Origin of the sequence: Tsukamurella tyrosinosolvens, assembly GCF_900104775.1 — a bacterium.
Taxonomy (GTDB): Bacteria; Actinomycetota; Actinomycetes; order Mycobacteriales; family Mycobacteriaceae; genus Tsukamurella; species Tsukamurella tyrosinosolvens.
In genome coordinates, this window is sequence record NZ_FNSA01000003.1 from 1,033,350 (window position 1) to 1,046,599 (window position 13,250).

Genomic DNA, 13,250 nt, shown 5'->3' on the forward strand with positions numbered 1-13,250 from the left:
TTTGCCGTGAACTCTCTCGCCGAAAACTGGGGACGCGATCTCAACGTCCGGATCGTGCCTCGGGGTTCCCGGCGTGACCGGCCCCCCAGGCGGTGACCCATGATTCTACCCCGTCGGAGGCCATCAGCGCCTCGGCCTCGCGCACGCGGTCCATGAACGCGAGGACCCGTCGCCGGTAGTCCAGCTCGTAGGCCGCGTCGGGCTCCGCCGGGTCGACAGTGACGGTGCGCACGTCCTCCGGCACCAGTTCGGCGGGGAAGCCGACGGTGCGCAGCCGCTCGAAGACCTTCGCCACCAGCGCCAACGCGGGCTGGCCGAGCGAGATCGAATCGAGGACGGAGGCGCGGTCGCCGCGCTCGAGCCGCTTCTGCCGCTCCCAGTTCTCGGCCTGCGTCGCGACGTCGACCTCGGCACCGTCGGCCAGGTGCGGCGTGCGCCGGCGGACCTTGGCCGCAAGGGTGCGGGCGACGTCGTCGATGCCGAAGGGGTGCGCCCCCTCCTCCGCGATCCGCGCGTGGAAGACGACCTGCAGCAGGAGGTCGCCGAGCTCGCTGCGCAGTTCGTCCGCGGCGGCGGCCCCGCCCTCGGGCGCGTCGAGTGCGGCGACGGCGTCGGCCACCTCGTACGTCTCCTCCACCAGGTACCGCAGCAGGCTCGCGTGCGTCTGCTCCGACTCCCACGGTCCCTCGCGCCGCAGCCGGTCGATCAGCTCGACGGTGTCGAGGACGGCCAGCCCGGCGGGCCGGGGCGCGGCGATCACATCGGCGCCGGCGGCCCGCAGCGCGGCGGCGGCCGGGTGCTGCTCGTCGGTGGTGAGCAGCGTCGCCCCGTCGGGCAGCTCCGCGCCGAGCGTGGGGCGCCCGTCGGGCAGGTGCCACGCGAGCCGCACCGGCAGCTCCTCCGTGTAGTACACGGGGCCGGTGAGCCGGCCCAGGGCCGCGACGGGCAGCAGCGTGGGCAGCGCGGGATCGAGCAGGACGACGGTGCCGCGCGCCCCGCTCACGGGGCCTCCGCCGCGACGGCGCGGGGCGGCTGATCGAGCCGCCAGTAGCCGGCGCCCTTGCCGGCCATCGCGGCCAGGAAGTCGGCGACGGCCTGCAGCACCTCGATGTCGCGCACCCGTTCGCTGCCGACGCCGCCCCCGCCGACCCGGGGGAGCGGGAAGGTGATGGTGCGGGTCGCGGCGCGGTAGGAGCCGCCGGGGTAGAGCCGCTTGAGCCGCATCTGCTGCGAGTCCAGCAGTTCCATCGGCGCGATGCGCAGATTGGTGCCGGTCACGGTGATCTCGGTGACGCCCGCGTCCCGCGCGAGCGAGCGCAGCCGCGCGATCGCCGCGAGTCGCTCCACCTCCACCGGAGGCGGGCCGTACCGGTCGGTGAGTTCGGTGAGCACCTCGGCGACGGCCGTATCGTCGTGCGCGGCAGCCAGTTTGCGGTACGCCTCCAGGCGCAGCCGGTCGCTGGTGACGTAGTCGGGCGGGATGTGCGCGTCCACCGGGAGGTCGATGCGCACCTCCTTCTGCTCCTCGGGCACGGTGATCGGCTTGCCGTCGGCGGCGGCGCGGTAGGCCTCGACGGCCTCTCCGACGAGCCGCACGTAGAGGTCGAAGCCGACGCCGGCGACGTGGCCGGACTGCTCGGCGCCGAGAACGTTGCCGGCGCCGCGGATCTCGAGGTCCTTCATGGCCACGGCCATGCCGGCGCCGAGGTCGTTGTTCTGCGCGATGGTCGCCAGCCGGTCGTAGGCGGTCTCGGTGAGCGGCTTCTCCGACGGGTAGAGGAAGTAGGCGTAGCCGCGCTCGCGGGAGCGACCCACGCGCCCGCGCAACTGGTGCAGCTGGCTCAGGCCGAGGTTCTCGGCGCGCTCCACGATGAGGGTGTTGGCGTTGGAGATGTCCAGGCCGGTCTCGACGATGGTGGTGCACACCAGCACGTCGAACTCGCGGTTCCAGAAGCCCTGCACCGTGCTCTCCAGGGCCTCCTCGCCCATCTGCCCGTGCGCCACCACGACCCGCGCCTCGGGCACCATGTCGCGGATGTGCTTGGCGGCCCGGTCGATCGAGCTGACCCGGTTGTGCACGTAGAAGACCTGGCCGTCGCGCAGCAGCTCGCGGCGGATGGCCGCGGCCACCTGCTTGTCGTCGTACGCGCCCACGTAGGTGAGCACCGGGTGGCGCTCCTCGGGCGGGGTGAGGATGGTCGACATCTCGCGGATGCCGGCCATGCTCATCTCGAGCGTGCGGGGGATCGGGGTGGCGCTCATGGTGAGCACGTCGACGTTGGTGCGCAGCGCCTTGATGTGCTCCTTGTGCTCGACGCCGAAGCGCTGCTCCTCGTCGACCACGACGAGGCCGAGGTCCTTCCACCGCACGCCGGTCTGCAGCAGCCGGTGGGTGCCGACCACCACGTCGACGCTGCCGTCGGCGAGGCCCTCGAGCACCGCTCGGGTCTCCAGCTTGTCCGTGAACCGGGACAGACCCTTCACCGTGACCGGGAAGCCCTGCATCCGCTCCTCGAAGGTCTTCAGATGCTGTTGCGCGAGCAGGGTCGTCGGCACGAGCACCGCGACCTGCTTGCCGTCCTGCACGGCCTTGAAGGCGGCGCGCACGGCGATCTCCGTCTTGCCGTAGCCGACGTCGCCGATCACGACGCGGTCCATCGGAACGGCCTTCTCCATGTCGGCCTTCACGTCGCCGATCACCGTCATCTGGTCGACGGTCTCGGTGAAGGGGAAGGCGTCCTCCATCTCGCGTTGCCACGGGGAGTCGGGCGCGAAGGCATGGCCCGGGGCGGCGTTGCGGGCCGCGTAGAGCTGCACCAGCTCGCCCGCGATCTCCCGGACGGCCTTGCGCGCCTTGCGCTTGGTGTTCTGCCAGTCGCTGCCGCCCATCTTCGACAGCGCCGGCATCTCGCCGCCGACGTACCGGGAGAGCTGGTCCAGCGACTCCATCGGGACGAAGAGCTTGTCGCCCGGCTGCCCCCGCTTGCCCGGCGCGTACTCGATCACCAGGTACTCGCGGCGGGCGCCGGCCACGGTGCGCTCGATCATCTCGACGAACTTGCCGATGCCGTGCTCGTCGTGCACCACGAGGTCGCCGGCGGTGAGAGCCAGCGGGTCGACCTGGTTGCGGCGCTTGGCCGGAAGCCGCCGGCCGTCGCCGACGCCCGCGACGCGGTTACCCGTGAGGTCGGGCTCGGCGAGCAGGACGAGCTTCTCGGCGGTCACGGTGAGGCCCGTCTGCAGGCTGCCGCGCAGCACGCCGACGGTGCCCGCCTTCGGGGCGGCGCCCGCGTCCAGCTCGGTGGCCGGGACCTCGGCGTCGCGCAGCCGCTCCAGAATGCGGGCGCGGGTGCCCTGGCCGGCGACCACGATCACACCGGTGCCGCCGGACGCGGCGTGGGCGCGCAGCGTCGCGAAGAGCTTCTCCGCCTCGGCCTCGGAACCCCGTGGCGCGGGCGCGTGTTCGGCGCGGACCGTCAGGTGGTCCGGTCCCTCGTCGGGACCCGTCGCCAGCGGGGAGACGGTCCACCAGGGCCGTCCGGCGGCGGAGACGGAGTCGTGCACCTCGTCGAGCGAGCGGTAGGCGCTGGCGCCCAGGTTCATTCCCGACGGGTCGAGCGGAGCGGCCGAGCCGAGCGCGGCCGCGGTCCACGAGGCCTCGAGGAACTCCTGGCCGGTGCGACCGAGATCCGCTGCGCGGGTGCGGATCTTCTCTGGGTCGAGGAGCAGGGTGTGCGCGCCCGCGGGGAGGACGTCGGTGAGCAGCTGCAGCTCGCCCGGGATGAGCGCGGGGATCAGCGCCTCCATGCCCTCCACCGGGATGCCCTGGGAGAGCTTCTCCAGCATCTCCACCAGGGCGGCGTCGGACTCGTGTTCCGCCTTCAGCGCCGCCGCGCGCTCGCGGACCTCCGCGGTGAGCAGCAGTTCGCGGCAGGGGTAGACGTGCACGGTGCCGACCTCGACCTCGGGCTGCGAGCGCTGGTCGGCTACGGAGAAGGCACGGAGGTCGGTGATCTCGTCGCCCCAGAACTCCACGCGCACGGGGAGATCCGTGGTCGTGGGGAAGACGTCGAGGATGCCTCCGCGGACGGCGAACTCGCCGCGCTTGCCCACCATGTCGACCCGCGTGTAGGCGAGCTCCACGAGGGTCTCGATCAGCTGGTCGAAGTCGTGCTCGACGCCCTCGCGCAGCGTGATCGACGGGGCGTCGCCCAGGCCGGGCGCCATCGGCTGCACCAGGGAGCGGACCGTCGCCACGACGGCCCGCAGGGGTTCGCCGTACTGCGCGTCCTCCGGGTGGGCCAGGCGGCGCAGCACCTGCAGCCGCCGCCCGACGGTGTCCGCGCCGGGGGAGAGGCGCTCGTGCGGCAGCGTCTCCCAGCTGGGGAACTGGGCCACGGCACCGTCGCCCAGCATCTCCCGCAGCTCGGAGGTCAGGTCGTCGGCCTCGCGCCCCGTGGCGGTGGCGACGAGCACGGGCGCGCGGTCGGCGAGCGCCGAGACGAGGAAGGGACGCGCACCGTCGACCGCGGTGACGGTGAGGTCGGGCCTGCCCGCTGCCTCCGCGAAGGCGGTGATGTCCGGATCTGCGGCGACCGCCCTGGTCAGTCCGGAGAGGGCTGGGACGGGGGAGGGGGCGGCGTCAGGCACCGATCCAGTGTATTGGCGCGGTCCGACACGCGCCGACGGGCCCGAGCGCGCTCAGCCGCCCGCGCCCCGCGGGGCGTACCGGGCCAGGAAGGTCGCGACCGCCTCGTCGGCGACGGCGTCCGATTCCTCCTGCGTACCGCCCGTCCGGCCGCCCGTGAGCGTGAGCCGGTTGAGCGGCGCGGCCAGCACCAGCCACGTGAACTGCTCGGCGGCGGCGGCCGGATCGTCGACGCGGAGCAGGCCCCGGGCGGCGAGGCGCGCGAGCGCGTCGGCGAGGAGTCCCTGGTTGCGGTCCCAGCTGCGCCGCACGTAATCGTCGGCCACGTCGGGGAAGCGCTGCGCCTCGGCGGCGACGAGGGTGCGCATCCGCAGGACGGGGCCGCTCAGGACGCCCGCCTGCAGCGTGCCGGCGAGTGCGCGCAGCCCCCGCCGGGCGTCGTCGGTCGCGATCAGGGCGTCGAGGTGCGGGCGCATGGCGTCGCGGCCGCGGTCCACCCAGTCCCGGACGACCGCCGCGTACAGGTCGTCCTTCGACGGGTACTGCCGGTAGAGCGTCTGCTTGGAGATCCGGGCGCCGGCGGCGACCGCGTCCATCGTGGTGCCGGCGAAGCCCCGGTCGAGGAGCAGGTCCCGCGCGATGGCGAGCAGGTCGGCGCCGCTGCTGCCGCCGGGGCGGCCGCGGAGCCGGGGCGCGTCGGGTGCGGTGTCCATGCCGAAATAGTACTGGACAGTACTCGGGTGCGGACGTAGAGTACTCATTGGTACTAAAAGGAGGACGTCATGATCGTCGCAGGTATCGCCGTCGCCGCCCTCGCGGCATTCGTTCTGAGCTCGGTCTACTACGTGCTCCTGTCCCCGGTCGAGCAGCGTGCGCTGGGCGACCGCGTCCTCGACCGCGGGAAGCCGGGGCCCGCGAAGGTCGTCGCGGAGCTGGTCCGCACCGCCGTCGTCGCCGCGGGCTTCGCGTGGATCGCCGACCGCGCCGAGTTGCTCGCGCTCCCGGCGTCTCTCACGCTCGCCCTGGTGCTCTGGCTCGCGTTCCCGGTGGTCCTGCTCACGGGCTCGATCATCTGGGAACGCGTCCCCTGGCAGACCGCGGCGATCCACGCCGGCGACTGGCTCCTCAAGCTGGTGCTCGTCGCGGTGGTGCTGGGGCTCCTGCACTGACCCGGCCGTCCCTAGCGGGGCGTGCACCGCCCTCGCGTGTCGTGCATTCCCCACGTCCATGGGCCTGGGGAGGTGGCCGTCCCGCTAGGGGCGTCCAGTGGGCCCGCGCCGCCGATCACGCGTGAGCCGGGTCGCCCCGGGTCTTGACAGGTGACGGGGGTCACTTTAAGTTCCTTGCTTATGGTGAATGAAACATCAGCGTTCCGGATTGGATCGCGTGTCCTCGCGGCGCTGATCAGCGCCGTCGTCGTGATCGCCACGGGCATCGTGACCGCCCCCAGCGCCCAGGCGCTGCCGCCGATCGTCGAACCCGCACCGCCGGCCGACGCCTTCTACGACCGGCCGGCGGACCTCGCGTCGCTGAAGCCCGGCGAGATCGTGCGCACCCGCACGACGTCGATCCGGTCGCTGCAGGTCATGCCGCTCAACGTGGACGCCTGGCAGCTCGCCTACCGCACCACGGGCATGAACGGCGAGCCCGATCTCAGCGTGACCACCGTGATGGTGCCGCGCGGGAAGAAGCCCACGAAACTGCTCTCGTACCAGGCGGCCGCCGACTCGACGCTGCGGATCTGCCAGTCCTCGTACGCGACGACCAAGGGCGGCCCCATCGACCTCGCGGCGAAGGAGGGCCCGCTCACCTTCGGTATGCCCGGCGCCGAGCTGCTGTTCGCCGGCCTCGGCGTGCAGGAGGGCTGGGCGGTCGCGATGCCCGACCACGGCGGCGGCGAGGACCGCTTCCTCACGCCGCGCCAGCCCGGCTGGGCCGTGCTCGACGGGATCCGCGCGGTCGAGAACTTCTCCCGCCTCGGGATGAACGCGAAGACCCCGTCACGCTCTGGGGCTACTCCGGCGGCGCGATCGCCAGCAGCTGGACCATCGAGGAGCACCCGACCTACGCGCCGGAGCTCAACATCCGCGGCGCCGCCTTCGGCGCGCCCGAGCGGGACCTCGCCGCGTCGCTCAAGGCAGTCAACACCTCGCTGCTCGCGGGCCTCATCCCCCTGGCGCTCTCCGCGCTCGGCAAGGACTCCGAGGAGTTCCGCGTCGCCCTCGACAAGGTGCTCACCCCCGAGGGCCGGGCGCGCGTGAACGAGACCCGTCGGCACTGCATGCCGCAGAACGTCGTCGCCAACCTGTGGTTCGACTACAACCGCCTGCTCACCAAGCCGGTCGACGAGGTGCTGCGGATCCCGATCATCGCCAAGACGATCCGCGAGCGCGGCGTCAGCGGCCGCGTCCCGACGGTGCCCGCGTACGTCTACAACGGCATCACCGAGGAGGTCGCCCCGATCACCGGGACCGACAAGCTCGTGAACTCGTACTGCCAGGGCGGCGCCTCCGTGACCTACCGCCGCGAGGAGTTCCCGCCGAACCCGGTCAAGCAGCTCATGACCACGCACGGGACCGTCGTGGTGACCGGCGCGGGCGGCGCGTTCGACTGGCTCAAGCAGCGCATGAACTCGACCGGCCCGGCACCGTCGGGCTGCGACATCCGCACCGTCTTCAGCAGCGGCCTCGAGCCCGCGGCGATCGGCACCTTCGGGCAGGCCATCGGCACCGTCCTCGCCTCGCTGGTCGGCGCGCCGATCGGGGCCGGGCCCCGGTAGTCAGTCTCCGGGGGCGGGTTCGACGGTGTCGTCGGGCCCGCCCAGCCGGCTCGGCTCGATCGCGACGGGGTTCTCCTTGAGGCCGATGAGGCCGTACCAGGACAGGTTCACGATGTGCGCGGCCACGGCCTCCTTGGGCGGGGTGCGCACCTCGAGCCACCACTGCGCCGTCATGGCGACCATGCCGACCAGGGCTTGCGCGTACAGCGGCGCGAGCTCGGGGTCGAGGTTCTTGTTCAGGAACTCGCCCTCGAGGTGGCTCTCGACCTGCCCGACGAGGTCGTTGAGCAGCGTCGAGTAGCCGCCCGAGTGCTCCGCGGAGCTGTTGCGCGTGAGGATGCGGAAGCCGTCGGCCCGCTCCTCGACGTAGGTGAGCAGCGCGAGGGCGATCTGCTCGATGCGGGTCTTGGACCGGTCCTCGCGCATGGCGCGGGAGAAGACCTCGAGGACCATCTCCATCTCGCGGTCCACGACCACGGCGTAGAGGCCCTCCTTGCCGCCGAAGTGCTCGTAGACCACCGGTTTGGAGACGCCGGCCTTCGAGGCGACCTCCTCGATGGTCGCCGCCTCGTAACCGCGGTCGGCGAACACCGACCGCGCCGTGTCGACCAGCTGATTGCGCCGCTCGGCCGCGGTCATCCGCTTGCGCACCGGAACTCCGGCGGCGCGGTGCGCCTTGGCGGAGGAGGTCACGGCGCGTCCGTCGGGCCCGGCGCGGGCGCGGCACCGTCGTCGCCCGACGGCTTGCGCGCGGCCTCGGCCTGCGCGGCCACCTGCGCCCGATACGCGGCCTCGGCCTTGTCGTGCTGGTTCTTGATGAAGCGGCTCGCGAAGACCAGGCCGACGAAGAACAGCAGCTCGAAGACGATGGCCGCGATGTACAGCACGCGCGCCGTCGTCGTGGTCGCGTCGGTCAGCCGCCAGATCAGCACACCGAGCACCAGCAGCAGGACTGCGCCCATCGACTTCAACTGCAGGCCGTTGCTGAACGGAAGCGGCTTGTCACTCATGGGTGACGAGTCTACTTACCGCCCGGTGAACACCGTGAGATCGGCGAACAGGTCCAGGAGCGGCTGCGGGAAGATCCCCAGCGCGATCACCGTCACGACGCCGAGGGCGATGGCGAAGCCGGTGAGCGGATCCACCCGCGGCACGTCGGGCGCGAACTCGTGCGCCGGCGCGAAGTACATGGTCATCAGCACGCGGATGTAGAACACCGCGGCCAGCGCGCTCGCGAGAACGCCGACCACCACCAGCCACGCGCCGCCGCGCTGCGCCGCCGCCGCGAAGACCGCGAACTTGCCCACGAATCCGGCGGTCAGCGGGATCCCGGCGAACGACAGCAGGAACAGCGCCATCGCCCCGGCGAGCAGTGGCCGGCTCCGGCCCAGCCCGGCCCAGCGGTCCAGCTCGGCGACCTCGGCGCTCGTCCCGTCCGGCCGCGTCTCGCGGACCGCCGCGGCGACGGCGAAGGCGCCGACGGTGCTGATCCCGTAGACCGCCAAGTAGAAGCAGACCGCGCCTGTGCCGCGCACCGTCCCCGCGAAGACGCCGATGAGCAGGAAACCCGTGTGCGCGATCGCCGAGTAGGCCAGCAGCCGCTTGACGTCCGACTGTGTGACCGCGATGACCGAGCCCACGACCACCGTCACCACCGCGACCGCGGCGATCACCGGCCGCCACGGCACGTCGCGGAAGGCGACCAGGGTGAGCCGCACGATCACGCCGAACGCCGCGATCTTCGTGGCCGCCGCCATGAACGCGGTGACGGGCGTCGGCGCGCCCTGGTAGACGTCGGGCACCCACGAGTGGAAGGGCACCGCGCCCACCTTGAACAGCAGGCCCACGCCGATCAGCGCGGCGCCGATCGTGCCGAGCACCGCGTCCTGCGGCGCCGCCGCGACCGACGTGGAGCCCGTCGCCGCGAAGCGCAGGGCGACGCCGAACAGCAGGATCGCCGAGCTGAACGCACCCAGCAGGAAGTACTTGAGCGCCGCCTCGAGGGGGAGGAGCCCGCGCCGTTTCGCCAGCGCGCACAGCAGGTACAGCGGCAGCGAGAACACCTCGAGCGCGACGAACAGCGTCAGCCAGTCCTGCGCCGAGACGAAGGCCAGCATGCCGCCGAGCGCGAACAGGGTGAGCGGCACCGCCTCCGTGTGCGTCAGCGAGTCGTACCGCGCCACCATCAGAGCGAGCGCCGGCAGCGTCGAGATCAGGAGCAGGCCCTGCAGCGCGAGGGAGAGGCCGTCGTCGGCGACCGACCCGGCCAGCACCGCTCGCGGGCGCGACCCGGCGTCCGCGAGCACCGCCACCGCGATCAGCGCCGCCACGACGGCTCCGCCGCCGAGGACGGCGTGCACCTTCGCGCGGACCCCCGCGGGCGCGAAGGATTCGACGAGCACGCCGACGATCGCCGCCGTGAAGACGATGATGGCCGGCGCGATCTGCGAGTACTCGATCGACGGGTTCATCGCGCGACCTCCGCGACCGTGGGCGAGACCGACGGGTTGATCGCGTCCAGCGCGGGGCCGGGGAAGAGGCCCAGCAGGAACAGCGCGACGACCAGCGGGACCAGCACGAGCAGCTCCCGCGGCCGCGCGTCGTCGACGGTGCGCACCACCGCCTCCGGCGCGAGGCCGGTGAACATGCGCTGGTAGGTCCACAGCACGTACATCGCCGACAGCACGAGGGCGAGGACGGAGACGATCGCGGCGAGCGCCCACCGCGGGTAGGTGCCGACCACGACGAGCAGTTCGGAGACGAACGGGCCGAGGCCGGGCAGGGAGAGCGTCGCGAGGCCGGCGAGGAGGAAGATCGCGCCCAGCTTCGGCGCCCGCGACCAGGCGCCGCCGAAGTCGCCGATCCGGCGGCTCCCGCGGCGCGCCACCAGCACCCCGGCGGTGAGGAACAGCGCGGCCGTCGCGACGCCGTGGTTCACCATGTAGAGCACCGAGCCGGCCTGGGAGTCGCCGGTGCGCGCGAAGACGCCGAGAATGATGAAGCCGAAGTGGCTGATCGACGTGTACGCGATGAGCGACATCACGTCGGACTGGCCGATCGCGAGGATCGCGCCGTAGACGATGCCCACCACCGCCAGCGCCGCGACCCACGGCGCGAAGCGGGCCGCCGCGTCGGGGAACAGGGTGAGGCAGTAGCGCAGCATCGCGAAGGTGCCCACCTTGTCGACGATCGCCATCATCAGCACGGCCGTCGGCGGATTCGTCTGCACCGCCGCGCCCGGCAGCCACGTGTGCAGCGGCCACAGCGGCGCCTTGACGGCGAAGGCGAACAGGAAGCCCAGGAACATCAGGTCCTGCGCGATCCCGGGGCCGGGCCGCGCACCGTCGAGCAGGGCCCGCAGGTCGAAGGTGCCGGACGCGGCGTACAGCCCGACGACCGCCGCGAGCATGACGAGCCCGCCGGCCAGGTTGTAGAGCAGGAACTTCACCGCGGCGTGCGTGCGGGCGCCGGATTCGCCTCCCGTGCCGCCGAACCCGGCGAGCAGGAAGTACAGCGGCATCAGCATGGCCTCGAAGACGAGGTAGAACAGCAGCACGTCGGTGGCGACGAAGCTGACCAGCACCATCGCCTCGACGGCCAGCGTGAGCGCGACGTAGGTCCCGGCCCGCTCGCTGTCGGGGGAGGTCTCGCGCCACGCGGCGAGCAGGAGGACGGGCAGGAGCGCGGCCGTGAGCAGAACGAGCACCAGCCCGGTGCCGTCGAGGCCCAGCCGGTAGCCCGCCCCGAACGACGGTATCCAGGAGTGCGATTCGACGAACTGGAAGCCGCCCGCGGGGTCGAAGGCGACGGCGAGCCCGATGCCGATCACCAGCGCGACGAGCGCCGCCGCCAGCCCGATCCACCGCGCCGCGCGGGGCACCGCCGCCGCGGCGACCGCGCCGACCGCGGGTGCCGCCCACAGCAGCGTCAGCCAGGGCCCGCTCATGAGAGCCACACCGCCGCGGCGCCGATCAGCACCGCCGTCCCGGCCAGCATGGTCAGCGCGTAGCTGCGGGCGTACCCGGTCTGCGAGCGCCGCAGCAGGAGCGAGCCGAGATGCACGCCCGCGGGGATCGCGTCGATCGCACCGTCGATGCCCTTGCGCTCGGCGACGAGCAGTGCCTCGGTGGCGGCTTGTCCGGGCCGCATGAAGACTGCCTCGTTGAGGGCGTCGCCGTACAGGTCCCTCCGGGCCGCGCGGGTCAGGGCGCTCACCGCCGACGGTGCCTCCACGGGCACCGTCCGCGACAGGCGCACCGCCAGGGCCACGCCGATCGCGACGGCACCGAGGACCAGCAGCGTGACCGCCCAGGCGGGGATCGCGTGATGCGCCTCGGGCGCGGATCCGACGGCGGGGGCGAGGAAGTCGGATAGCGTGCCGCCGATCACCAGGAGCGCGCCCGCGCCGACGCTGCCCAGCGCCAGCACCACCATGGGCGCCGTCATCACTCGCGGCGACTCGTGCGGATGCGTGCCCTCGCGCCAGCGGGGCGCGCCGAAGAAGGTCAGCACCATCACCCTCGTCATGTAGAAGCCGGTGATCCCCGCGCCGAGGATCGCGGCGCCGCCGAGCACGACGCCCCAGAAGCCGCCGCGGCCCAGCGCCGCCTCGATGATCCCGTCCTTGGTGAAGAAGCCCGAGAGCGGCGGGACGCCGATGATCGCGAGGTAGCCGAGGCCGAAGGTGACCGCGGTGACCGGCATGATCTTCGACAGTCCGCCGTACCGCCGCATGTCGGTCTCGTCGTTCATCCCGTGCATGACCGAGCCCGCGCCGAGGAACAGCCCGGCCTTGAAACAGCCGTGCGCCAACAGGTGCGCGATCGCCAGGGCGTAGCCGGCGGGACCGAGGCCGGCGGCGAGCACCATGTAGCCGATCTGGCTCATCGTCGACGCGGCCAGGGCCTTCTTGATGTCGTCCTTCGCGCAGCCGATCACGGCGCCGAAGAGCAGCGTCACCGCGCCGACCGCGAGCACGAAGCCCTGCGCCACGGGCGCCGCCTCGAAGACCGGGCCCGTGCGCACGATGAGGTAGACGCCCGCGGTGACCATCGTCGCGGCGTGGATGAGCGCGGAGACGGGGGTGGGGCCCTCCATCGCGTCGCCGAGCCAGCTCTGCAGCGGCACCTGCGCCGACTTGGCGCACGCGGCGAGCAGCAGGAGCAGCCCGAGCCAGGTGAGCACGCCCTCGCCGGCCTCACCGGTGCGCGGCAGGAACTCGCCGAAGGTGGTGGTGCCGAACGTCGTCAGGGTCACGGCCACGGCCAGGGCCAGGCCCATGTCGCCCACACGGTTGACGATGAACGCCTTCCGCGCCGCCGTCGCCGCCGAGGGCTTGTGCTGCCAGAAGCCGATGAGAAGGTACGAGGCGAGGCCCACGCCCTCCCAGCCGAGGTACAGCACCACCAGGTCGTCGGCCAGCACCAGGATCAGCATCGCGCCGAGGAACAGGTTGAGGTAGCCGAAGAACCGGCGCCGGCCCGGATCGGCCTCCATGTAGCCGATCGAGTAGACGTGGATCAGCGTGCCCACGCCCGTGATCAGCAGCGCGAAGCACACCGACAGCTGATCGAGCCGGAGGGCCAGGTCCACCGAGAGGTCGCCGCCCGAGAACCAGTGGTAGAGAACAGTGCCGACCGACCGGTCCGCCGGATCGCGGGCCAGGAGCAGGCCGAACGCGACGGCCGCGACGACGAAGGAGAGCGCCGCGACGGCGGTCCCGAACAGGTGCCCCCACGCGTTCGTGCGGCGACCGCCGAGCAGCAGCACCGCCGCTCCGGCGAGGGGGATCAGCGGCAGAGCCGCGAGGAGTACGGTCACCGG

General features: G+C 72.4%; 10 protein-coding genes and 1 pseudogene. 3 read left to right on the plus strand and 8 right to left on the minus strand.

Annotated elements, in window-relative coordinates:
- Positions 1-40 precede the first annotated feature (40 nt).
- From BLW32_RS06570 to BLW32_RS06580, 3 genes are all read right to left on the minus strand, one after another.
- Positions 41-1,003 carry a nucleoside triphosphate pyrophosphohydrolase gene (locus BLW32_RS06570; RefSeq protein ID WP_074850397.1) on the minus strand — a complete coding sequence of 321 codons (963 nt, stop codon included), beginning with the start codon at positions 1,001-1,003 and terminating at the stop codon, positions 41-43.
- Positions 1,000-4,578, minus strand: a complete 3,579-nt coding sequence (gene mfd, locus BLW32_RS06575; protein ID WP_231857353.1) for a transcription-repair coupling factor — start codon at positions 4,576-4,578, stop codon at positions 1,000-1,002. Before mfd ends, BLW32_RS06570 begins: the two co-directional genes overlap by 4 nt.
- A 123-nt stretch (positions 4,579-4,701) precedes the next feature.
- Positions 4,702-5,361, minus strand: a complete 660-nt coding sequence (locus BLW32_RS06580; protein WP_068524376.1) for a TetR/AcrR family transcriptional regulator — start codon at positions 5,359-5,361, stop codon at positions 4,702-4,704.
- Between the two features lie 69 nt (positions 5,362-5,430).
- Here BLW32_RS06580 and BLW32_RS06585 point away from each other — a divergent pair, with 69 nt between their 5' ends.
- The 3 genes and pseudogenes from BLW32_RS06585 (at position 5,431) to BLW32_RS28095 (ending at position 7,427) form a co-directional block, all read left to right on the plus strand.
- On the plus strand, positions 5,431-5,817 hold the full coding sequence (locus tag BLW32_RS06585; RefSeq protein WP_068741018.1) for a DUF1761 domain-containing protein: 387 nt from the start codon (positions 5,431-5,433) through the stop codon (positions 5,815-5,817).
- A 708-nt stretch (positions 5,818-6,525) separates the two neighbouring features.
- Positions 6,526-6,576 (plus strand): annotated as a pseudogene (locus BLW32_RS28090) (hypothetical protein); the annotation flags it as partial.
- Positions 6,577-6,695: 119 nt separating this feature from the next.
- The gene (locus BLW32_RS28095; protein ID WP_254779360.1) at positions 6,696-7,427 is read left to right on the plus strand and encodes a lipase family protein; all 732 of its coding nucleotides are present in this window, start codon (positions 6,696-6,698) and stop codon (positions 7,425-7,427) included.
- Here BLW32_RS28095 and BLW32_RS06595 read toward each other — a convergent pair whose 3' ends face one another.
- From BLW32_RS06595 to nuoL, 5 genes are read right to left on the minus strand one after another with little or no spacing between them, the layout of a single operon-like run.
- Positions 7,428-8,120: a TetR/AcrR family transcriptional regulator gene (locus tag BLW32_RS06595; RefSeq protein WP_068741019.1), complete on the minus strand. Its 693-nt coding sequence runs from the start codon at positions 8,118-8,120 to the stop codon at positions 7,428-7,430.
- Positions 8,117-8,437, minus strand: coding sequence for a hypothetical protein (locus BLW32_RS06600; protein ID WP_068741020.1), 321 nt, complete (start codon positions 8,435-8,437; stop codon positions 8,117-8,119). The genes BLW32_RS06595 and BLW32_RS06600 overlap by 4 nt, the downstream gene beginning before the upstream one ends.
- A 15-nt stretch (positions 8,438-8,452) precedes the next feature.
- Complete coding sequence (nuoN, locus tag BLW32_RS06605) at positions 8,453-9,898, minus strand: NADH-quinone oxidoreductase subunit NuoN (protein WP_068741021.1); 1,446 nt, start codon at positions 9,896-9,898, stop codon at positions 8,453-8,455.
- A complete protein-coding gene (locus tag BLW32_RS06610; protein ID WP_068741022.1) occupies positions 9,895-11,373 on the minus strand; it encodes an NADH-quinone oxidoreductase subunit M in 1,479 nt (492 codons plus the stop codon). The genes nuoN and BLW32_RS06610 overlap by 4 nt, the downstream gene beginning before the upstream one ends.
- Positions 11,370-13,247 carry an NADH-quinone oxidoreductase subunit L gene (nuoL, locus tag BLW32_RS06615; RefSeq protein WP_068741023.1) on the minus strand — a complete coding sequence of 626 codons (1,878 nt, stop codon included), beginning with the start codon at positions 13,245-13,247 and terminating at the stop codon, positions 11,370-11,372. Before nuoL ends, BLW32_RS06610 begins: the two co-directional genes overlap by 4 nt.
- Positions 13,248-13,250 lie beyond the last annotated feature (3 nt).

Coding starts and splice junctions, on each gene's coding strand:
- BLW32_RS06580 (WP_068524376.1), bottom strand. CDS start 5,361: ATGGACACCGCACCCGACGCGCCCCGGCTCCGCGGCCGCCCCGGCGGC.
- BLW32_RS06585 (WP_068741018.1), top strand. CDS start 5,431: ATGATCGTCGCAGGTATCGCCGTCGCCGCCCTCGCGGCATTCGTTCTG.
- BLW32_RS06600 (WP_068741020.1), bottom strand. CDS start 8,437: ATGAGTGACAAGCCGCTTCCGTTCAGCAACGGCCTGCAGTTGAAGTCG.
- nuoN (WP_068741021.1), bottom strand. CDS start 9,898: ATGAACCCGTCGATCGAGTACTCGCAGATCGCGCCGGCCATCATCGTC.
- BLW32_RS06610 (WP_068741022.1), bottom strand. CDS start 11,373: ATGAGCGGGCCCTGGCTGACGCTGCTGTGGGCGGCACCCGCGGTCGGC.